The following is a 21,345-nucleotide window of genomic DNA, read 5'->3' on the forward strand; positions in this document are numbered from 1 at the left end:
GCGGGCCTTCTCGGCCGCACGCCGGTGCGGCAGTTCCGTCCGGCGCACCAACTCGGCACGCTCAGCCTCGGACAGTGTGATCGCCACAGCAGACGGTCCCGAATGCGACATGCCAACAGGGTAGTAACTAACCCTCAGGGTTTCTGGCGCATCACACTAGTTCGCCGACCGGGTGAACCCCCGACCGATCCGACCGCGCCCGCGCCGCCCCGGCGACTACGAAGATCACAACCTGTTCTTTGATCTTCGAAACGGAGACCCGGCCGTGTGCCTCGCCCGTACCCGACGCACCCTGATCGCCGCGCTGTTCGCGCCCCTCGCCCTGCTCACCCCCACCACAGCCCACGCCGCCACCGCGGTCGCCGGGCACCTGCCCGTAGGGCACGCGCCCGGCGAGACCATCAAGCTGCCGGTCCCGCGACGCGGTCGCCGAGCTCACCATCGCGGACGAGTCCCGCGCCGGCTACTCCCGGGACAAGTCCAAGCACTGGACCGACGCGGACAAGGACGGCTGCAACACCCGCGTTATCTGCACTCCCGGGTTGGATCAGTACACAACGCCGTTGGTGCACAACGATCTTAACCTGCCAACGCATCTGAGGGGCGTGAGGCACAAGTAGCCCGCCACGCTCACCTTGCAATCGTCGGCAACAGGGTGGTCCGAGAACGCGCCCACCCGATGATCAGCGGTCGCTAGGCTGGTCAACTGCGCGAGGCCATCGGTGACGAACTGGACCGGCCGGCGTCCTGACGTGTGAGAAGTAATCGGTTCGCGCCCTGGTGGAGCCGCGTCCTACTCTGCGCGTCATGGCAAAAGCACCCGTTCTCACGCCCCAGGCGGACGACTTCCCCCGCTGGTACCAGGACCTGGTCAGCAAGGCCGAACTGGCCGACAACGGGCCGGTGCGCGGCACCATGGTCATCCGACCGTACGGCTACGGCCTGTGGGAGCGGATGCAGCAGGAGGTGGACGCACGGATCAAGGCGGCCGGCGCGCAGAACGCGTACTTTCCGCTCTTCATCCCGCAGTCGTACCTGACGAAGGAGGCCGAGCACGTCGAGGGCTTCGCGCCCGAACTGGCCGTAGTCACTCATGGCGGCGGCAAGGAGCTGGAAGAGCCCGTCGTCGTCCGCCCCACGTCTGAGACGATCGTCAACGACTATTTCTCCAAGTGGGTGCAGAGCTACCGCGACCTTCCGCTGTTGATCAATCAGTGGGCGAACGTGGTCCGCTGGGAGCTGAGGCCGCGCGTGTTCCTTCGTACTACGGAATTCCTGTGGCAGGAAGGCCACACGGCACACGCCACCTACGAGGATGCCCGGGACTACGCCGCACACATCCACCAGCAGGTGTACGCCGACTTCCTGGAGAACGTCCTCGCCATGGATGTCGTAGCGGGTCGCAAGACGGTCAGGGAGCGGTTCGCCGGCGCGATCAACACGCTCACCCTGGAAGGCATGATGGGCGACGGTAAGGCCCTCCAGCTGACCACAAGCCACGAACTGGGCCAGAACTTCGCCAAGGCGTTCGAGACGCGCTACCTGTCGAAGGACGGTCGTGAGGAATACGTCTGGCAGACGTCGTGGGGATCCACGACCCGGATGGTCGGCGCACTGGTGATGATGCATGGCGACGATGACGGCCTTCGCATCCCGCCGCGTCTGGCCCCGGTTCAGGTGGTCATCGTGGCCGTCAAGGGCGACGACGCGGTCCTGGACACGGTCCGCGGGATCGGTGACCGGCTGAAGGCGGCTGGCATCCGCGTACGCGTCGACGACCGCACCGACACGCCGTTCGGCCGCCGCGCGGTCGACTGGGAGCTCAAAGGGGTGCCCGTACGCATCGAGGTCGGACCACGTGACGTGGAGAACGGCACAGCCGTGCTGGTCCGCCGCGTAGCGGGAAGCAAGGAGCCGACGCCGATCGGGGCACTGTCCGAGATCCTGCCCAAGGTACTGGAGGACGACCAGGCGCTTCTGCTGGCGCAGTCCCGTAAGCGTCGCAACGACCGCACCGTCGAGGTGACCACGGTCGAGGAGGCTGCGGAGGCGGCGAGCACCGGCTGGGCACGCATTGCCTGGGAAACGCTGGGAGTGGAGGGTGAGACCCAGCTCGCCGAACAGGGCGTCACCGTGCGGTGCCTGGTCGCCGCAGACGGCTCCGTTCCCGAGAGCGACGACCAGCCTGGCAACATCGCCGTCGTGGCACGCGCCTACTGACCCTGGTGAGACCGATGCTGCTGCTCCGCCCGGTTACCGTGGGCGGACCGGCAGCCTCACGGCACGGCCCGCATCGCCTCGCGAAGCGCAAGGCGCAGCGATCCGATGGTCTCTTCCGCCTCCTCCCGTTGTCCGGCGAGCTTTTCAGCACGGGCGTGGGCCTCGGCGAAATCTCTGGGCAGAGCCTGATTCTGGCGTTCCAGGTAATGGATCCGGCCGACGAGATCGGTGTGGGCCGCGTTGTCGATTTCCGCACTCAGGGAGAGTTGGACGCGACGCTTCAAGGCGTCGCGCTCGCGTTTGAGTTCCTGGATCTCTTCGCGGGCGAGTGCGAGGTCGGTGTGCAGACCGGCGGGCGTGGCCCGCTCGGGTCGGGGCAGTGCGGCTGCTTGCCTGCCGTGTTGGGCCTGGTCGCCCATGGCATTGCGGATCGCAGCGTTGAAGGCGGGTGTGTTGTAGACGAACCAGGTCGACACGTCTGCTTCGCGTGCCACCCGAGCGAGGAGATGCGCTGTCCGGCGTTGAGCAGGTCCCGGATGGCGCCTTGCGTGCGAACGGCTTTGGTTTCGCTGTCCGCCTGGCGGGCCAGGCGCAGGCGGGCTACGCGGGCATCGCGGGACGATTCAGTGCTGGTCACGTGCGCTCCGGACACCACCCACTCCTACGCCGCCCCCGACGGCGCATGGATGAAGGAGTTCGACGACCGGCTCGCCACCGCCGCAGCCGCCAGACTCACCAGCCTGCTCGCCGCCCGCACCACCAAAGTCCCCGTAGCCGTCGGCCCTGCCGCCGCCCGCCTGCACGCCGGACTCGACCGCGTGACCGCCCGGCTCGCAACGGAAACCCCAGACCAGCTCCAGGCCCTTGCCGCCGACCCCCGCACCGCGGCCGACGTGCTGCGCAGCGAACTCCCCGACCTGCACTTCGGCACCCTCAACCACTGCCTGTGGCAGGCGGAGCAGGCCGAGTGCACCCGCCATCTGCCCGAAGCCGAGCGCGGAGCACCACTGATCGGCGCCTGCCAGCCCGCCCGCTGCCGCAACTCCGCCGTCACCGCAGCCCACGCCCCTATCTGGCTGGCCGAACAGCACGACCTCACCGAACGACTGCGCGACCGCCGCCTGCCGGCCGCCCGCCGCCCCGCCCTGCGCGCCCGCCTCGACGACATCAAGCCCATCACCACTGCCCTCACCCAGGACCTGTGAATGACCGTCTCCCCGGCCTCCGAAGCCAGCCTCCGCGCCGCCATGGCCCGCCTCCTGGCCGGACAGCCCCAGCGCACCGACGGCGCCCTCACCAAGGAGAACCTCGCCCGCGAAGCCGGCGTCAGCCACGCCACCGTCCACCGCGCCACCGGCGTCCTCGCGGAATGGAACGCCCAGGTCACCCGTCCGATCCGACGTACCCCCAGTGAAGTCGCACGCGACGACACCATCACCGCCCTGCGCACCCAGCTCACCCAGGTCCGCGGCCACGCACGCGAACTCCAGGACCAGCTCGACGCCCTGGCCACCGTCACGGCGAACCTGTACGCCGAGAACCTCCACCTGCGCCGGCACCTCACCGTCAAACCTCTCCCAGACCCCGGCCCGGGCGCCTCCCCGCTGATTGCGAAGCCGAGGCACAAGAAGACGGAGAAGCCCGCCGCTACTTCGAGCCCTCACTCGCATGGACCTCCGAGCTGACCAGCCGGCGTGCCCCGGAAGACGCGCAACGCTGAGGCGCAGGGGCGAGCAGAAGACTGCCTTCCGCAGCATTCCGAGGCACAAAGGACAGCGGCCTGACCTGCCCGGACAAGGAGCGCGCCGAGACGTCGATGCCGGCGCTGCACCTGCTCCAGTCCAGCCTCGTGCACGTCAACACGCTGCTGCTCCGGGAGGTCCTGGACGAGCCGAAGTGGGCCAAGACCTGCGCGGCATCGGTCCCCGCCAGGCCGCCACCCTCAAGCGCTACGGCGTCGACCGCGTGGGCCTGCTCGCCGCGCTGCCGACCGCGACCGTGCAGCGCCTGCTCGGCAAGGCCGGCCGTACGGCCGCCGACCGGGCCCGCGGCATCGACCCGCGCACCGACGCCCCGCGCCGCCTGCCAGCCTCCGGTCAGTGTCCGGCACCGCTTCCCCCACGACGTCCTCGATGGCGTCGCGGCGCGTTCGGCCCTGCTGGGCCTGGTCGTGCAGCTCGGTGCCGAGCTGCGCCGCCGCGGGCAGGCAGCGCGTGCCATCACTCTCACGCTGACGTTCGCCGGCGGACCGGCATGGGAGACCCGCCGTCTGCCCGAACCGTCCGGGCACGAGGACGACCTGCGCCAGCTCACCTACCAGCTCATGGACGCCGCAGGTCTCCAGCGCGGCCGGCTGACCGCACTCGCGCTGCGTGCCGCGGACCTCGCCGACGGCGACCAGGTCGCCGAGCAGCTCAGCCTCGATGCCGCCCGGCAGGCACGCCTCACCGCCGAGCAGGCGGCCGACCGGATCCGGGAGAAGTTCGGGCCCGGCGCGATCGGCCCGGCCGCCACCTACCGGCCCGCCTCCTGAGGAGCGGAGTTCTTGTCGAGCCGGGATGACGATCGACGAGACGCGTCTCCCGTATGCGGCCGTAGGGTTCTCGCTGTGACAGTCCAGCGAATGCCCGCTGCGGAGGTTCCGGTCTCTGCCGAGCTGGTGCGACGTCTTCTCGGTGAGCAGCACCCCGACCTGGCAGGCTTGTCGGTCGAGGTGCTGGCCAACGGCTGGGACAACCTGGTGTGCCGGCTCGGCGAAGAGTTCCTCGTGCGGCTGCCGCGGCGTGCCATGGCCGCCGAGCTCGTCGCGCACGAGCAGCGATGGCTGCCGGAACTGGCCGGCCGTCTGCCGTTGCCCGTGCCGGCGCCGGTGCGTGTCGGCCAACCGATGGCCCAGTACCCGTGGTGCTGGAGCATCGTGCCGTTCTTCCCCGGCCGGATCGCGGCGCGATCGGAGCCCGACAACCTTTGGTCGGCCGCGGAGGTGCTCGGCGGTTTCCTGGACGCGCTGCATGTCCCGGCTTCTTCGCAGGCGCCCGTCAACGCGTTTCGCGGGATCCCGCTGGCCGGACGTGCCGAGGGCGTACTGACCAGGCTGGCGCACATCGATCCGGCCGACAGAGCCACCGCGCTGCAGGTCTGGGAGACGGCTGCTGCTGCGCCTGTGTGGGACGGCCCGCCGGTATGGCTGCACGGGGACCTGCACCCAGCCAACATCCTGGTCGACCGCGGCCGGATCAGCGCCGTGATCGACTTCGGTGACATCACCTCCGGCGATCCCGCCACCGACCTGTCCGTGGCCTGGATGCTGTTCACGGCGGAGCAACGTGTCGTCCTTCGACGGGCGTACAGCCACGCGGACGACGCGACCTGGGAGCGGGCACGCGGGTGGGCGCTCGCCCTGTCCCTGGTCTTCCTGACGCACTCGGCGGACAACCCGCTGATGCGAAGCATCGGCGAACGCACCCTCCACGCGGTGCTGGAGTAGCGGTCAACCGCCACGCTCACGCCGCTCTACTGGTGACGAGACAGTGTTCCGACCCTGCGCTATTCGGCGTGCGGCCACCAGGTGACACCTGCCTCGCCTGATACTGCCTCAGGTGCCCCTGTGGGTGCGGCTGCCGTGGAGGGGCGGAAATAGCGTGCTGCGACGTCGCTGTATTGCTACGCTCGGACGCATGATCACGCTTTCGCCTCAGCACCAGATGATGCCCCGTCGACGGGGCTGCTGAGAACGGACGCGTACCGAATCCGAGGCCCCGGGACGGGGCCTCGATTGTTGTGTGACCAGGCCTCGCTACCCGGTAGGAGGACCGATGACCGCACGACGCCGCTACATCACCACGACCATTCCGTACGTCAACGCCCACCCGCACCTGGGCTTTGCCCTGGAGCTCGTCCAAGCTGACACGTTGGCCCGTCACCACCGCCAACGGGGCGAGCAGGTCCGGCTGCTCAGCGGAACCGACGACAACTCTCTGAAGAACGTCTTGGCTGCCGAAGCGGCCGGCGTCGACGTGCAGTCCTTTGTCGACCGCAACGCCGACGCGTTCGCCGCATTGCGTGGTCCACTGGCGCTCTCGTTGGACGACTTCATCCGCACCAGCAGCGACCCACGTCACCGTGTCGGAGTCGAACGACTGTGGCGCCAATGCGCCGCGTCGGGGGACCTCTATCGCAAAGAGTACGAAGGCCTGTACTGCGTCGGCTGCGAGCAGTTCTACACCCCCGACGAACTGGTCGAAGGGCGGTGCGCGGAGCACGGCACCGAACCTCAACTCGTCGCGGAAGAGAACTGGTTCTTCCGCCTGTCCCGCTACGCCGACCGTCTCCATCAGCTGATTTCGAGCGGCGAGTTGCGTATCGAACCTGCAGCCCGCCGCAACGAGGTCCTCGCTCTCATCGGACGTGGCCTGCACGACTTCTCTGTTTCCCGCTCGCACAGCCGCGCTCGCGGTTGGGGCATCCCCGTGCCGGATGACCCGAGCCAGGTCGTCTATGTGTGGTGGGACGCCCTCGGTAACTACGTCACCAGCCTGGGATACGGCACCGGTGACAGTGCCTACGACCAGTGGTGGGAAACCAGCGAGCGCCGCGTCCACCTGGTCGGCAAGGGAGTGGTGCGCTTCCACGCCGTCTACTGGCCGGCCATGCTGCTGTCGGCGGGGCTCCCGCTGCCCACCGACATCCTGGTCCACGACTACCTCACCGTCGACGGACGCAAGATCAGTAAGTCCGCTGGAACCAGTGTCGACCCCGTTGCGCTGGCCCTGACATATGGCACCGACGCGGTGCGCTGGTGGCTCCTGCGCGATGTGCCCCGGGTAGGCGATGCGGACTTCACACCCGACCGGCTGACCACCCGCGCGGATGCGGATTTCGCTGGAGGGCTAGGCAATCTCGTCCACCGCATCGTGACCATGGTTCACCGCTTTCGCGGCGGAGTTGTCCCCGCCTCGGCGCCTGTAAATCCCGGGGGACTGGCGTTGGCGGATGGTTGCCGGGAGGTGCCTGGCCTCGTCGATGCCGCCTTGGCCGACTTCGACTTCCGGCGTGCCATCCACGCTGTCTGGGAAATCGTGGAGGAGGCCAATCGATGTATTGACGCGATCCGGCCTTGGGAGCTTGCTCGGGAAGAGCGGAGGGGCAACGGTGAAGCGGCGAAACAGCTCGACACCGTCCTCCTCACGCTGGTCGCAGCGTGCCGCGTGCTGGCCGATGAACTACGCCCGTTCATCCCAGATGCCGCCACACGGATCACCGGACAGCTGACACCGGTCGAGGGGCTTCTGCCCGCGGCACAGCCACTGTTCCCTCGCCTTCACGAGGACGTGCAGCCAGCGTGACCTCCGGTGCTCAATGAACCTGGTCGCCCTCCTCTCGGTCTTCGTGCAGCTTCGGGAGGGGGCGTCCAGGGCGCCGGGCAGTACCGAGATCACCCGCTACTCGTACTTGCCAGCAGCTTCGCTGTGCAGGGCGGCGAGGTGACCGGCCCAACTGTTCTGAGCCAGGGCGGCCCATTGGGTGGCGGTGTTTCTGCGAATCCCGAAGAGGTCGCACATGATGATCGGCGGAAGTTCACCGGCCATGCCGAACAACGCCGTGATGCGGGCCGCGAGGGTGGGCAGGCGGTGCTTCGGGAGCTGCGCCGCCGGACCTCCATGGCTTCGCGGGCGGCCGGCGAGACGGCCCGGGAGAAGAAGCTCCTTGTGCTCGCTGTCGGGCAGGGCTCCCACCGCCGAGTGCCTTCGGCCCTCAGCGATCCGTCGTTCGATGAGACGAGCCGGCGTCGGCGGCAGGAGCACGGGGTTCTTGCCGAAGGTGAAGTAGGCGCCGGTGTCGTCCTCGTGCAGAGCCGTACCGCGACGGATCGTCAACCCTGGTTGAGAGAAGCCCTGCTCGGCTCAGAAGCCCTCCCCGAGGACCCGCTCGACCAGCTGGAGCTCGCTCTCGGTCAGTCCGGGGTCCGTGAACTCGACCGGGGGCTGGTCGTCCACGGTCAGCGTGTAGTGGTAGGCGTCGGGTACGCCCGGCCCGGCTGGGGGCCGGGCGTCCGGCTCGGCGAGGACCTGGTGCGCGAGCCGTTCCAGCTCCGCCCCGTCGGTCCGGCCGGAGGTGTCCGTGTCGGCCCGACGGGGCATGCCGAGCAGGCCACCGCTTCTGATCAGCCGGATGTGCATGTCGCTGGACCTCACACGCCGACGGCCCGCCACGCGTCTTCCACCGCGACCAGCTCGCTCCCCGAGTTGTAGAGCCGCTTGGCGGTGTTCGCCGTGGCATCCGCGAACTGACGGAAGGTGCAGTCCTGGGGGAGCTGACCGGAGGTCATCGTCTCGTACCAGATACGTCCGGCCTTCTCCCAGGCGAAGCCGCCGATGGCGATCGCGGTCAGGTAGAAGGCGTGGTTGGGGATGCCCGAGTTGAAGTGCACACCGCCGTTGTCGCTCCTGGTGTGGATGTAGTCGGTCATGTGCTTCGGCTGCGGGTCCTTGCCGCCCAGCTTCGGGTCGTCGAACGCCGAACCCGGGTCCCTCATGGACCGCAGAGCCTGGCCGCGCACCGCCGGCGTGAACAGGCCGGCCCCGATCAGCCAGTCGGCCTGAGCGGCGGTCTGCTGCCGCCCGTACTGCTTCACGAGCGAGCCGAAGACGTCTGAGACCGATTCGTTCAGAGCCCCGGCCTCGTCCTGGTAGACGAGGCCGGCGGTGTACTGCGTGACCCCGTGGAAGAGTTCGTGGGCGGGAATGTCGACGACGAGGGTGAAGTCGTTGAACACGAGACCGTCACCGTCCCCGAAGATCATCTGGCTTCCGTTCCAGAGCGCGTTGTTGAACCGGCGACGATAGTGGACCGTCCCGTCGAGGGGCAGGTTGGCGTCGTCGATGGAGTGGCGCTCGTAGACCTTCTCGAAGAACGTGAAGGTGAGACCGAGGCTTTCGTAGGCACGGTTGACGGTGCCGTCGAGCGCGGGGGCCTGACCTTCTCCTCTGGCCTCGGTGCCGGGCAGGGCCGTGCTGTTGCCGGCGTCGTAGACCGTCCGTTCCAGGTCGAACCGCGTGGGCGGGGCGGGTGCCGTCAGGCTCGGTGTGTCGATCCGGTTCTGCCGGAAGCCGGCGGCGACGGAGAGCGTTTCCCGGGCGGCCTCGCGGACGTCGGGATGGTCCGCCTCGGCCAGCTTTTCGAGGATGTACGGCGGGAGGATGCCGCAGACGGCGCGCATGGGAGTCCCTCCTTGGAAGGGAGCGGGTTGTCCGAGGAGAGTCACGAGTCCCCTGCGCAGGGGACTCGGAGCGAGGGGCCGCGTTTTCACGCAGCCGCAAAAGTCCCGTACTTCTTATTCTGCGCCGGTAGGCGGAGTTGCGCGCGCGGAACGTGGCTTCGCGAGACCCGGCGAGTGTGGGCCGGCCTCACTCTGCTCAACGTCCCCCTCCGACAGGGCTGGGCGTCGGCGGCGGACCTTTTCGTCCGCCGCCGACGCCCGTGCGTGCCGGATCAGCCGTCCCGCTTGACCGCGAGGAAGCCGGCTGTCTGGCCGGCCGGTGCCAGGTCGGGACCGCTGCCGTGGTCCGCTGCACGCAACACGGTCCCGGCCAGGGTCGGCCGCTGGTTCACTCCCGTCGGCCAGTGCGGGAGGATGATGCCGTCGTACTCGTAGTGGAAGTCCCGGATGGCCGTGTCCGGCTGTCCTTTGCCGGTCAGCGTGAAGTGCACGAGGGGCCCGTTCGCGGCCTTCCCGGTGATGTCCATCGCGAGGAAGTCATCGGGTGCGTCGGAGAAGACCAAGGCTCCGCTGATCGCCCCGCCGGGCTCCACCGTCAGCCTCAGCTCCAGCTGGGCGAACCGCAGCCGGTTGAAGTCGTCCACTGGCTCGGGTAGGTCGAGGAAGCTTCGGTAGGTGTAGCTTCCGGCCAGGTCTGCTGCGTCCATTCCGGCCTCCGTGGCTCGGTCAGGTCGTGCTCAGGGAGATGCTGCCGATACGGGGACGCGAGTCGGGCGGTGGCGTCGGCGCGGCCGCGAGGGCGTGTGCCTCCCTCTCGGCGTCGGGCGGTGGCGGACCGAGCGGAGCCGGTGTCACCACGACCGGCGGAATGCCCTCGCCGTCCCAGAGACCCAGCTGGCGCAGCTGGGTCAGGTGCTCGGTGATGTCGAACTTGAAGGTGAGCCCTCCACCGCCGTGATGGTGGACGTTGGCACCGACCGCGCCGAAGAAGTGCACGTGGCCGATGAAGTACGGCCCGTCCGGGTCGAGGTCCTCTTCATGGTCGGGGCGGGCGCCGACGAAGACGCGGTAGTTCGTCTGGGGCGGCGCGTCGGCTCGTACGTCGTCCAGGGTGAGGACGGCGCGGTTCGGTGTCTGCGGTGAGGCGGCCTCCGGCAGGGCCTCGGCGCGGGCGCCGGGCTCGGGGATCAGGGGGACGGCGACGGTGTCCGGGCCCAGGTCGGTCGGGCCGGAGGTGGCCGCCACCTGCTCCGGCGGGGGGTCGATGCCCGCCGCCAGCATGGCGACCAGCCGGTCGGGCGGCTTCAGACCGATGCCGTCCGTCAGCGACTCGTAGACGTACCCGAGTGCCTCCTCGGACTGAAGGTCCTCGGACTTGAATGTGACCTGGTTGCCCTGTGCGTTGCGGAAGGTGTGGGTGAAGCCGAGCCAGTCCGCGTCCGTCGGGTTCTTGTGCCCGGAGTTGGCCGCGATCCAGGCGGCCCAGAGACGGTCGATGTTGGCGTGGTGCAGCCAGAAGATGGGGTCCCGGGGCGAGAAGAACTGCGACATCACCCCTCCCACGTAACCGTGGATGAGATTGTGCGGCTGCATCTCCAGCAGACCGGACTGCCCGTTGCTGTGGAGCAGATGGCTGTCGGTGTACTCGCTGCCGAACTCTGTCACGCCGGTGAAGCGCGGTGCCTGCATGGCCTTGTACGGGTTGACCTCGGCCCATCCGACGGAAGCTCCCAGGGCGGCACCCGGGCTGCGATCGGGCTCCGCCAGGAACAGCGGGTTGTCCCCTTCGCCGTCGGGCCAGTCCGGACTGCGGAACGCGCCCGGCAGGCGACGGCATTCCTGGGATTCCGGGCTGTCCGGGTCGCCGTTCGTCACTCGGGTGTAGTTCCAGTACGGCAGTGCCCAGTCGTCGGGACCGCTCAGCTCGTTCCGGATGACGTCGCGCACGATCTCCTCGAAGCACAGGATGTAGGCGCGGTGCCAGGGCAGGAAGAACCAGCCGCCGTGCGGACAGTTGTTCCATTCCGGGTTGGGGCCGGGGTTTTCCGCTTTCTCGCCGTGGATGTTGGCCTGCCAGAGCCAGCTGGTCGGATCACTCTCCTGCCTGCCCTGCATCTTCTGTACCGCTCGGGCGTACCAGAGGAGTTGGCCGTCCCAGATGTCCGTCATTTTCGTTGTGTCACGACGCACTCGAGCCGCTTGGGCCATGGTTCTGCCCTTCCGGTGAGGGGAAGCCGCCGCGCGCCACTCAGTACTGGCCGAGGTGCGGGCGGGAGAGTGCGGCAACGCATGAAGGGCGTGCCGCGCATACCCCGATCGGGGTAATCACTTCCAGCATCGCATCCGACAACGGGCACGCAACTCAACCGCGCGTGGATCGCGAGGTTCGTCGGGGAACTTGCGGATCACGAGGTGAGCCACATCGCCGCCCTCGACCCTGCCCGGTTCGGCGTGGCCCAATGCGGTCTCGGGCCGGCGCACCCGGTAGCGGAGATGCGTCACGTTTCGATCCTCGAGCCGTCGGGCGAGGTCGAGTTCGTTGTGCTCGCTGCCCAGGTGGTCGAACAGCCGTCGACCGTCCCCGAGGAGGACCGGAACCAGGTGGACCTCCATCTCGTCCACCTGCCCGGCTCGGAGAAGTGCCCGGGCCGCACCAAGGTGTTCAACGCGGATGAGTTCGCCAAGAGGGTTTCCGTCGCCTTCGCCGGTGCGGAGTCCCCGGCGATCGGTAGTAGGAGCGGTCGGCCGCCCCTGCCGGGCGGGCGAGTGACAGCAGGTGCTTGAGGAGATGTTGTTGAACGCCCTTACGAGCAGGGCGTCCGGGACGTACCGCAGAAGCCAGATCAACGTCTCTCAGAAGCGCCGAACTTGCCGGCTGCCGGACTCGTTACGATCCGGGTCCTTGCCGTCAGCCGGCTGGGAAGTAATGGCCGTTGTCCAGATCGGCGAGCAGGCCGGGCCGGGTGGGTTCCCAGCCGAGGGTCCGGCGGGTGATGAGGTTGGACGCCGGGTAGCTCTGCGTGGCGATATTCGTGAGGAACCCGAAGTACCCCGGCGTCATCAGGGCATCGTCGGGAACGCTCGCGGCGGGCACGCCCAGGCGGCCGGCGATGGCCTCGGCGATGTCGCGGAACGGGATACCCCCGTCCTCGACCGCGTGCCAGTACTTGCCGGCCGGACCCCTCTCCAGCGCCAGGCGGAACAAGGTGGCGGCATCGCGGATGTGCACGGCGTTCCACAGGTTCGCGCCGTCGCCGTGGTAGCCGATGAACCCCTTTTCCTTCGCGAGCGCGATCAGCATGGGGAGGAAGCCGGCACGATCGGTCGTGCTGTGCGCGATGTTGGCGATCCGCACGACCGAAGACCGAACCCCCTGCTCGGCGAGGTCGACGACGGCCCTTTCCACGACGTTGCGGACCCGCAGGGTGCCCCTGTGCTCCTCGCCGGCGGGGAGAGCCGGGTCCTCCTCGGTGGCCGGCCGCTCCAGGTTCCCGGGCGAGCCTATGCTTCCCGCCGTGACCAGCGGCTTTCCGGTTCCCGCGAGTGCCTCGCCGTAGGCGAGCATGATCGGGAGCTCTGCAGCGGCCACGGCGTCCATCCCGCCGGCGGGCAGCAGATCCTGCCTGTGGGCGACGTGGATGACGCCATCGGAGCCCGCGGCTGCCTCCTTGAGCCCGTCGAGATCCTCAAGGTCACCGCGACGCACCTTCGCGCCGAGCGCGGACAGGGCCGCCGCGGAAGCGTCCGACCGGGCCAGGCCGGTGACCTCGTGCCCGGCGGCGATGAGTTCGGGGATGATGTAGGAACCGGAATGGCCGGTCCCCCCAGCGACGAATACGCGCATCAAACTGTCCTTGTGAGGTTGGGCGAGGGTCTTCCCGTGCCGTAAGTGAACGGGCGTAATGCGGCACGAGAGGTGGTGGTAGGGGTGCACTCAGCCGAGAAGGGTGATACCGAGGGAGAAATTGGCGTGCTTGACGGAGTGGTTCATGAGGCCCAGCTCCAGCAAACCGACGTTCTCCAGCGCCCGCGCCATGAACAGATCCCCGGTGTCCCAGGCACGCAGCCCCAGGCTCTCGACGAACGCCGACACGCGTGCCTTCGCCTGCGCGTCGTCGCCGGCGATGAACACGTCCAACTGACGACCCTCGGCCGGGCCGACCGCCAGAACGTGGGAGAACAGGGTGTTGAACGCCTTCACGACATGCGCTCCGGCGGGCGCGGCCTGGGCGATCTCCTGTGCGCCGGAACTGTCGTCGGGGATGACAAACCCCTTGAAATCGGGGGTGACGGGATTGGTGACGTCGATGATGACCTTGCCCTGCAGCGCGTCCCCGTACTCCCTCACCACCGCCGCCGCGCCGGCGTACGGCACGGCGAGGACAACGATGTCCCCGGCCGGGGCGGCGCCGGCCGTCCCGACCGTGGCGCCCCCGAGCGCGGCGGCCAATTCCCTGGTCCTGACCGGGTTACGGCCGATGATCTCGACGGCGTTGCCGCCGGCGAGCGCCCGCGCGGCCAGGGCGCGGGCCACGTTCCCCAGGCCGATGATGCTGATGCTGCTCATGGGTGTGCCTGCTTTCTGAAGCTGGACAGAACGTCATGCCCCCTCGTGGTTGACGGTCGTCTCGTCGACGCCGTCGAATGACGCGATGGGCGGCGGTCAATTCCTGGTGTGCTCATTCTGGGCCTGGACCCTGCCTTCACATTCCGACGCCGAATTCCTGCGCCGAATTCGCCCGGGCCCCATTAGGCGCCTATTCAGGCTGCCATTGGCCCGAGTGGGTGTCCAAGACCTCTTTCAACCGTGGTGATACCTTGGAGGCATCACCGGACCGGGAGGTGCCATGGATCTGGACCTGCGCAAACTGCGTTACTTCGTCGCCGTGGCCGACCAGTTGCATTTCGGCCGCGCCGCCGACGAGTTGCATATCGCACAGCCGGTGCTCAGTCGGCAGATCCGCGCGCTCGAGCAGGATCTCGGCGCCTCGCTGTTCACCAGGGACCGCCATGGCGTAGCGCTGACCGACGCGGGCCGACAACTGCTGGCCGACGTCGGTCCGCTGCTCGCCTCCGCGCACGCGGTCCGCCGCCGGGTGTCCGTGGCTGCCCGCGGCGGCCGACGGCTGGTGGTCGGTTTCCGGGCCGGCATCCCGGTCATCCCGGCGGCGCGGGCGTTCGAGGCTCAGCACCCGGACGTGGTCGTGGACGTGCAGCGGATCGAATCGGACGACCAGGCCCCGATGCTGCTCGACGGCCGCATCGACGTCGGCTATGTGCGGCTGCCCGTCGACGAGGCCGGCCTGCGCGTCACCCCGCTGTACACGGAGCCGCGGGTGGCGGTGCTGCCTGCCGGTCACCGGTTGGCCGGCCAGGAGGAGGTCACCGAGGCCGACCTGGCCGGCGAACCGCTGGTCTGGCATGCCGACCCGAGCACGCAGCCCACCAGGCGCCCGCACCCCAATGCCGGGTACCAGGTGCGCGGGGTGGACGAGACGCTCGAGCATGTCGCGGCCGGCCGGGGCATCTCGTTCCTGGCCCGTTCGGTGACCGTGTTCTACTCACATCCGGACGTCATCTATGTGCCCATCCCGGATCTGGCGCCCGAACAGGTGTGCCTCGCGGTGGCGGCGTCGCGCATCTCGCCGCTGGTCGACGACTTCTGCACCGCGGCTCAGGCGACGGCCCAGATCACAGCAGAATGCGGGAACCATGAAATGTGGCAGCTTGCAAGCGATGCCGTTTCAGAGCACGGTTGAGCAGTCCGACTGAGAACATCAGCGCAACAGGGGCGCGCCGCCACAGCAATGGTGAAGGCATGGAGTTCGAGGGGGGGCGGAGGGACCGTCCTGGCTTAGCAGATCCGGATGATCTCGTGGGGTGCGGGCCGCGGTCAGGTGGTGGGTGCGGCCCGGCAGTGCGGGCGAGTGCGCGCATGCCGCATTGCGGCCTTTCAGTCCCGCGGTGCCACGCGGATACGGTTCCCGTCAGGATCGGCTGCGAGGAACGTCAGCCCGAACCCCGCATCGTGGGGCTCCTGCAGGATCGTGACGCCCTTGGACTGCCACTGCTTGAAGATCGCATTGACCTTGTCGGGCCCACCGTCGATGGCCAGGCAGACCTCACTGGTACGTGGGACGTCCGCTGACAGATCCTCGAACTGGTCAGACCACAGAGCGAGGTCAGCGCCTGGCCCGAGGTCGAAGGTGATGTATCCCGGCGTCTCGAACGACGGCCTCATGTCGAGGAGGTCGCCGTAGAAGCGCGCTGCGGCGGGAGCGTCGTTCACATAGACGATGGACACGACGGATGTGGGCATGGTTGTTCCTTCTCACAGGTCGTAGGTACGCATCCACCACCTTGACCGGGATATGCGCCGCATCATGTCGCAATTCCTGAAAAAATTGGTGTGTGACCCCAGACCGCTTCTTCTCCTTGATGCTGCTCCTCGCATCAAGGAGTGCCGTGACCACCCAGGAACTTGCCTCGGCGCTCGGGGTGTCCCTTCGAACCATCACCCGGGACCTGAACTGGCTCCGCGACGCCGGTCTGCCGGTGACCGCGCAACGGGGCCGCCTCGGAGGCGTGACCATGCTGCCCGGGTCCGGGCTCGACCTCACACGACTCACGCCGGGCGAGCGTGATCATCTGTCGCTCACCGGGCTGGATGAGAAGCAACGTGCGGAGCTCGACGCATCCGTCGAAAGCCGGCGCGCGCTCTCCAAGGTCGCCGCTGTGCAGTCACGTCGCGCTCATGAGCTCCTGCCGCTCACCGACGTAGTGCACGTGGACAGCCGTCCCTGGCTCCAGGCACATACGTCCGGCACGACTCCGGCCTCGCTGATCGGCCCGGTGCGGCGAGGTCGCCGGCTACGGATCGGGTACGACAGCCCCCGCGAGTCATGCTCACGCGACCTGGTGGTGGATCCCTACGGACTGTTCGCCAAGGCCGGCACCTGGTACCTCGTCGCCGACTGTGCCCGAGTGCCACGGATGTACCGACTCGAACGGATCACGACGTGGAAAGAAGTCGACCAGCCACGGCGGATCCGCGAGAACCAGACCCTGGCCACCGTCGCCGCAGCGCTCGCTGATCAGTGGGAACAGAACCACACGATAGAGGTGAGCGCCACCATCGACCCAACCCAGATCGAGCGAGCGCGACGGATCCTTGGCCAACGACTCGTCCAGGACGACCATGAGGAATCCGGCACCGGCCACAAGGTGAGGATCCGCTTCCTGCACCTGGAGGACGTGCGAACACTACTGCCGTTCGGGAGCGCCATCACTGTGCACGGCCCCACCGAAGCCAGGGCTCACCTCCGTGACCTCGCCACCAACCTTGCCCACCACTATGCGGGGGAGGGCCCTATGGGGTTGCCTGGAGCGCAACGGCGCCCCCAGGCAACCGACGTCAGGCTCTAGAAGAACCCAAGTTTCTTCGGATGCATGAAACCAGAGTGACCCGGGCTACCCTTCGGCCGTGGGTTGGGCAGCAGCTGCCTTGCGGGCCACGCGACAAGCAACTGCGCTTGCTGCAATGGCGCGCAGGGAAAGTGTCGGCGGCGGCCATGCGCGAGCCCTCGGCAGCGGGGCACGCAGTGGTTCGGGTGGCCTGTGCGGGTGCGGCATAGGTTGGGTCGGAACGGTGGACGGGGCGGGCGCCGCGAGCCAGGCGCTTGACACATGCTGAGGTGGAGACGCTGCCGGGCTACGAGGTGCGTCGAGCGAGCCCCTGGATACGATCATTGACCTCGTCGCGTTTGGACGACTCTGGTCATCGGTGAAAGCGCCCGCGACCGTCTCGGCGGATCTGTGCGGCAGGGCTCCGCAGGCGGTGTGTGCCAGGGTTGGGCGCTGAATCCGGGACGCTGACTGGACCCAAAGGGAGTCACAGAGCGTCATGAAGCTTTAACTTACAATTATCTCTCTTTGAGGCGCACGTCACAGCGAACGCGTGGACGGGGGTGGTTGGCTGATCGACTGAATCCGACTGGAAGCGTAAAGGGGGACGCTGGCCATGCATTTATCGCGCCCACAGCAGGTCCTGGCAGGACCGGGTGCCCAGTCCGTTGACGCCTTCGCGAAGTGGGTCTTCGGGTACCTGCCACGAGCCGACCAGCGCCGATGGGCCCAGACCTATCTGAAAGGGCTGCTGCTCACCGACGGCAGGAAGTCGATGCGGCGGGTGGCAGAGTCCGTGTCCGGCTCGCCCACAGTCTGGTACTCGCTACAGCAGTTCATCAACAGCAGCCCATGGGAGTGGGAACAGGCTCGTGACGCTCTGACACGGTGGATCGAGGAGCGGTCATCTGTACGGGCGTTGACCATCACACCCGTCATCCTGCCCAAGCGCGGCAACCAGTCTGTGGGCGTGCACCAGCGATTCGACGTCTCTTGCGGGCGAACCATCAACTGCCAACTTGCAGTTGGCCTCTTCCTGTCCTGCCCGGGGGCCAATTTTCCTGTCGACTGGCGACTCGTGCTTCCACGGCAATGGACAGACGAGCCCGGACTGCGCCGGCGTGCCCGCATACCCGAGACCGAGAGTTTCCGTCCGCAGTGGAGACACATGGTGGAGCTGCTGGCCGACCATGTCGGCAGCACCTCTTCACGCGACGTGCCGGTGGTGGCCGACATGAGCGACGCAACCGACCTCGTGGAGCTGACGGCACTTCTGGACAGCACCGGGCGCGACTTCCTCGTCGCCGTCAATCCCCGGCTGGTGTTCCCTTGGGAGGGCAAGGTGCCGGAACAACGCTCACCCAACCGCCTGCGGAGGACTCCACATGACAGACCCCGCCAGAGGATCGGTCTCGTGGCCGGCGACCGCCCGATCGGGCCGGACGTGCGGCGCACGTGGAGCCGGCACACCGCGGCCGTCACGGGTTTCGACGGGAGGTTCCGCCAGGCCCAGATCCTGTCCACCCTGATTCGGCAGCCTGCTCGGAAGTCGCAGCAGGGAGGCGGTGACCAAGGGCCCTACAGGTTGTTCACCGAGCTCGCCGCGGACGGACGGCCAGGTTCGCGGATCTGGTTCACCAACCTCACCTACCATCGCTTGGACGAGCTTCTCGAGCTGACCCGCCTCTACGCCAGTTCCACGGTCACGGCCGACTGTATGGACGGTCGCTACGAGCTGCTGGACTTCGCTGGGCGCTCCTTCCCCGCCTGGCACCATCACATGACCATGGCGTCGGCGGCGTACGCCCATCTGCGCCTGGCACACTCCGGGTATTCGTCCCTGCCACATCTGGCCAGGCAGCGCGGGGCCTGAAAGGGCACCGGCCGGGAGGCGCTGTACCCTCCCGGCCGATCGGCGCGATCCGCCTCACACTGTCGCGGAAGTGCTCTCGACCTCAGGTGCGGTTGCGCTGCCCAGCAGGCGCAGAGCCGCCTCAGAGGGTGAGCCGGGTTCGGCCGTGTAGGCGATCAGGCGCTGGCCGGAGGAGCCGGGGATGACGAGGTTCTCGAAGCTCAGGTCCATCGTGCCGACCGACGGGTGACGCAGCTGCTTCACCCCCGAGGTGCAGGTGCGCACCGGATGGCGGGCCCAGCGGGAGGCGAACTCGTCGCACTGAACGGTGAGTTGGCCGACCAGTTCGGTCAGCCGGCGGTCGTCGGGGTGCCGGCCGGCGATCAGCCGCAGCGAGGCGACCGCGAGCTGCGCCTCGTCGTGCCAGTCTGTGTACAGCGCGCGGTAGCGGTCGTCCAGAAACAGCATTCGCGTCACATTGGGCCGGGTGCCCGGTGTCTCGGGGCTGTCCGCGGGCAGATGCGCGGCGAGCAGCGCGTGCCCCAGCCGGTTCCAGGCCAGTACGTCGTTGCGGCGGTCCAGGACCAGCGCCGGCACCTCCGACATGGCCGCCAGCAGCTGCCGAGCCGAGGGGCTGGCCTGCTCCGCACGGGGGGTGGTGGGGCGGGCCGTGGTGGCGGTGGGGCGGGCCAGATCCTTCAGATGCGCGGTCTCGTCGTCCGTCAGCCGCAGGGTGCGTGCGATCGCGTCCAGCACGGAGTCCGAGGCGCTGAGGGCGCGGCCCTGTTCGAGACGGGTGTAGTGGGTGATGCTGACCCCCGCGAGCATGGCCAGCTCCTCCCGGCGCAGCCCGCTGACCCGGCGGCGGGTCGGATGCGGGGTGATGCCGACGTCCTCCGGGCGCAGCGCGGCACGGCGGGACTTGAGGAAGTCTCCCAGTTCGGACGGAGCGTCCATCGATGCCTCCCGATCACTCCCCTCCATGATGCCCGCCCACCGTGTCGGTCGTGAGCCATAAGGGTGGTCATGTGATGACCACCCTTGCGTTGGCTGTGCGAGACAGGGTGCTGGCTGGGGTCCCGGGCCGAGACGAGTCTCTTTCCCAGCGGTGCGCACGACAGACGCACCGAAGAAGCTCGAACGAAAGGGACTCGACGTCATGTCCGTCACTGATTCGGACACGGCCGGTACGGCCGTAGGAACGGCCCCGGCCGTCCTCACCCCGCGCCTGCGGCTGGTACTGGTGCTGCTGCTCGCGGCCCAGTTCATGCTGGCCGTGGACTTCTCCATCCTGAACGTGGCGCTGCCGGTGATCGGTGAGGGCCTGGGCTTCTCTCTGGCGCATCTGCAGTGGATCGGCACCGCGTTCGCCCTGTGCGCGGCGGGCTTCACCCTGCTGTTCGGCCGGGTCGCGGACCTCTTCGGCCGTCGCCGCCTCTTCCTCGGCGGTCTGGTGGTGCTGGGCGCGGCCTCGCTGGTGGGCGGCCTGGCACAGAACCCGGAGGTGCTGATCACGGCCCGTGTCTTCCAGGGCCTCGCGACCGCCGCGGTGACTCCGGCCGGCCTCTCACTCATGACGACCTCGTTCCCGGAAGGCCCGCTGCGGGAGAAGGCCCTCGGCCTCAACGGGGCTCTGATGTCCGCCGGGTTCACCACCGGCGCGATCCTCGGCGGCCTGCTGACCGACCTGCTCTCCTGGCGCTGGGCGTTCTTCATCAACGTGCCCGTCGCCCTCGCCGTCCTGATCGTCGCCCCGACGGTCATCAAGGAGTCCCGGCCCGACGAGCGCCCGAAGCTGGACGTGCCCGGCGCCATCAGCGTCACCCTCGGTCTGCTGGCCGTCGTCTTCGGCCTCACCCAGGCCGGTGAGCACGGCTGGGGCTCCGCGAACGCCCTGCTCTCGCTGGCGGCCGGTGTGCTGTTGCTGATCGTGTTCTGGGCCGTCGAGCGCAAGGTGAGTGCCCCGCTGGTGCCGCTCGGCGTGCTCGGCAAGCGTTCGGTGGCCTGGGGCAACGTCGCCGGCCTGATCGCCTTCCTCACCGAGACCTCCCTGGTCTTCCTGCTGACCCTCTACCTCCAGGAGGTGCTCGGCTTCTCCCCGCTGGCCGCCGGTCTGTCCTTCGGTGTGCTGGGCATCGGAACGGTCGTCGGCGGCTCGGTCGCCCCGAAGGTCATCGGGAAGATCGGCACCAAGCAGACGCTGATCACCGGCGGCATCCTGCAGACCGTGTTCACCGCCGCCCTGCTCGGCCTCGGCGCCACTCACTCCTCGCTGTGGCTGCTGCTCGTCGCCACCTTCGCCGGCGGTGTCGGCAACATGCTCGTCATCGTCGGCTTCATGGTCACCGCCACCTCCGGTCTCGCCGACCACGAACAGGGCCTGGCCACCGGACTCGCGACCATGACCCAGCAGGTCGGTATCACCATGGGCACGCCGATCATGAGCGCCATCGCCACCGCCGCGATGACCGGCACGGGCGCCGCGGCCGTCCTCGGCGGACTGAAGACGGCCATCGCGGTCAACGCCGCCCTCGTCCTCCTCGGCGCCCTCACCAGCGCCGTGTTCCTGCGTGGTGCGCGGTCGAGTGCGCAGTAACTCACGACGGTACGAACCCCGCGCCGGTCTGGCCGCTCCGGACAAGGACAGGGC

20 protein-coding genes and 1 pseudogene are annotated in these 21,345 nt (G+C 68.4%); 10 read left to right on the top strand and 11 right to left on the bottom strand.

Annotation, left to right across the window (positions count from 1 at the left end):
• Positions 1-807 precede the first annotated feature (807 nt).
• Positions 808-2,220 carry a proline--tRNA ligase gene (gene proS / locus JF597_RS28630; protein ID WP_294002122.1) on the top strand — a complete coding sequence of 471 codons (1,413 nt, stop codon included), beginning with the start codon at positions 808-810 and terminating at the stop codon, positions 2,218-2,220.
• Positions 2,221-2,276: 56 nt separating this feature from the next.
• Here proS and JF597_RS28635 read toward each other — a convergent pair whose 3' ends face one another.
• Positions 2,277-2,714, bottom strand: a complete 438-nt coding sequence (locus JF597_RS28635) for a hypothetical protein (RefSeq protein ID WP_294002124.1) — start codon at positions 2,712-2,714, stop codon at positions 2,277-2,279.
• Positions 2,715-2,846: 132 nt separating this feature from the next.
• Between JF597_RS28635 and JF597_RS28640 the strand changes: the two genes are divergently transcribed.
• The 5 genes from JF597_RS28640 to JF597_RS28660 all read left to right on the top strand — a co-directional run bounded on the left by JF597_RS28640 (position 2,847) and on the right by JF597_RS28660 (position 7,565).
• A complete protein-coding gene (locus tag JF597_RS28640; RefSeq protein WP_294002125.1) occupies positions 2,847-3,425 on the top strand; it encodes a hypothetical protein in 579 nt (192 codons plus the stop codon).
• Positions 3,426-3,905 (top strand): hypothetical protein, encoded by a 480-nt coding sequence (locus JF597_RS28645; RefSeq protein ID WP_294002127.1) that lies wholly within the window; start codon positions 3,426-3,428, stop codon positions 3,903-3,905.
• A gap of 131 nt (positions 3,906-4,036) precedes the next feature.
• Entirely contained in the window at positions 4,037-4,753 is a 717-nt protein-coding gene (locus JF597_RS28650) for a hypothetical protein (RefSeq protein WP_366916457.1), read from the top strand.
• A gap of 90 nt (positions 4,754-4,843) precedes the next feature.
• On the top strand, positions 4,844-5,707 hold the full coding sequence (locus tag JF597_RS28655) for an aminoglycoside phosphotransferase family protein (RefSeq protein ID WP_294002129.1): 864 nt from the start codon (positions 4,844-4,846) through the stop codon (positions 5,705-5,707).
• A gap of 328 nt (positions 5,708-6,035) precedes the next feature.
• Complete coding sequence (locus JF597_RS28660; RefSeq protein ID WP_294002131.1) at positions 6,036-7,565, top strand: methionine--tRNA ligase; 1,530 nt, start codon at positions 6,036-6,038, stop codon at positions 7,563-7,565.
• 96 nt (positions 7,566-7,661) lie between these two features.
• Here JF597_RS28660 and JF597_RS28665 read toward each other — a convergent pair whose 3' ends face one another.
• The 8 genes and pseudogenes from JF597_RS28665 to JF597_RS28700 form a co-directional block, all read right to left on the bottom strand.
• Positions 7,662-8,096: a hypothetical protein gene (locus tag JF597_RS28665; protein ID WP_294002133.1), complete on the bottom strand. Its 435-nt coding sequence runs from the start codon at positions 8,094-8,096 to the stop codon at positions 7,662-7,664.
• A gap of 27 nt (positions 8,097-8,123) precedes the next feature.
• The gene (locus JF597_RS28670) at positions 8,124-8,399 is read right to left on the bottom strand and encodes a protealysin inhibitor emfourin (protein WP_294002135.1); all 276 of its coding nucleotides are present in this window, start codon (positions 8,397-8,399) and stop codon (positions 8,124-8,126) included.
• A gap of 11 nt (positions 8,400-8,410) precedes the next feature.
• Entirely contained in the window at positions 8,411-9,439 is a 1,029-nt protein-coding gene (locus tag JF597_RS28675; protein ID WP_294002137.1) for a M4 family metallopeptidase, read from the bottom strand.
• A gap of 272 nt (positions 9,440-9,711) precedes the next feature.
• Positions 9,712-10,146 carry a hypothetical protein gene (locus tag JF597_RS28680; protein ID WP_294002139.1) on the bottom strand — a complete coding sequence of 145 codons (435 nt, stop codon included), beginning with the start codon at positions 10,144-10,146 and terminating at the stop codon, positions 9,712-9,714.
• A gap of 19 nt (positions 10,147-10,165) precedes the next feature.
• Positions 10,166-11,608 carry a tyrosinase family protein gene (locus JF597_RS28685; RefSeq protein WP_294002141.1) on the bottom strand — a complete coding sequence of 481 codons (1,443 nt, stop codon included), beginning with the start codon at positions 11,606-11,608 and terminating at the stop codon, positions 10,166-10,168.
• Positions 11,609-11,908: 300 nt separating this feature from the next.
• Positions 11,909-12,094: pseudogene (locus tag JF597_RS28690) on the bottom strand (dihydrofolate reductase family protein); the annotation flags it as partial.
• A 253-nt stretch (positions 12,095-12,347) separates the two neighbouring features.
• Complete coding sequence (locus tag JF597_RS28695; protein WP_294002208.1) at positions 12,348-13,283, bottom strand: SDR family oxidoreductase; 936 nt, start codon at positions 13,281-13,283, stop codon at positions 12,348-12,350.
• Between the two features lie 90 nt (positions 13,284-13,373).
• A complete protein-coding gene (locus tag JF597_RS28700; RefSeq protein WP_294002144.1) occupies positions 13,374-14,006 on the bottom strand; it encodes an NAD(P)-binding domain-containing protein in 633 nt (210 codons plus the stop codon).
• 280 nt (positions 14,007-14,286) lie between these two features.
• On the opposite strand from JF597_RS28700, the gene JF597_RS28705 reads away from it, so the two are divergent.
• The gene (locus tag JF597_RS28705; protein ID WP_294002146.1) at positions 14,287-15,198 is read left to right on the top strand and encodes a LysR substrate-binding domain-containing protein; all 912 of its coding nucleotides are present in this window, start codon (positions 14,287-14,289) and stop codon (positions 15,196-15,198) included.
• 194 nt (positions 15,199-15,392) lie between these two features.
• On the opposite strand, the gene JF597_RS28710 is transcribed toward JF597_RS28705, so the two are convergent.
• Entirely contained in the window at positions 15,393-15,758 is a 366-nt protein-coding gene (locus JF597_RS28710; protein WP_294002148.1) for a VOC family protein, read from the bottom strand.
• A 92-nt stretch (positions 15,759-15,850) separates the two neighbouring features.
• Here JF597_RS28710 and JF597_RS28715 point away from each other — a divergent pair, with 92 nt between their 5' ends.
• Together JF597_RS28715 and JF597_RS28720 are read left to right on the top strand one after the other, a co-directional pair.
• Entirely contained in the window at positions 15,851-16,864 is a 1,014-nt protein-coding gene (locus tag JF597_RS28715; RefSeq protein ID WP_294002149.1) for a WYL domain-containing protein, read from the top strand.
• A 595-nt stretch (positions 16,865-17,459) separates the two neighbouring features.
• Complete coding sequence (locus JF597_RS28720) at positions 17,460-18,716, top strand: transposase (protein ID WP_294002151.1); 1,257 nt, start codon at positions 17,460-17,462, stop codon at positions 18,714-18,716.
• A gap of 54 nt (positions 18,717-18,770) precedes the next feature.
• Here JF597_RS28720 and JF597_RS28725 read toward each other — a convergent pair whose 3' ends face one another.
• On the bottom strand, positions 18,771-19,652 hold the full coding sequence (locus tag JF597_RS28725) for a helix-turn-helix transcriptional regulator (RefSeq protein WP_294002152.1): 882 nt from the start codon (positions 19,650-19,652) through the stop codon (positions 18,771-18,773).
• Positions 19,653-19,854: 202 nt separating this feature from the next.
• On the opposite strand from JF597_RS28725, the gene JF597_RS28730 reads away from it, so the two are divergent.
• Complete coding sequence (locus JF597_RS28730) at positions 19,855-21,291, top strand: MFS transporter (protein WP_294002154.1); 1,437 nt, start codon at positions 19,855-19,857, stop codon at positions 21,289-21,291.
• Positions 21,292-21,345 lie beyond the last annotated feature (54 nt).

It is taken from the genome of Streptomyces sp. (genome assembly GCF_019510245.1).
GTDB lineage: Bacteria > Actinomycetota > Actinomycetes > Streptomycetales > Streptomycetaceae > Streptomyces.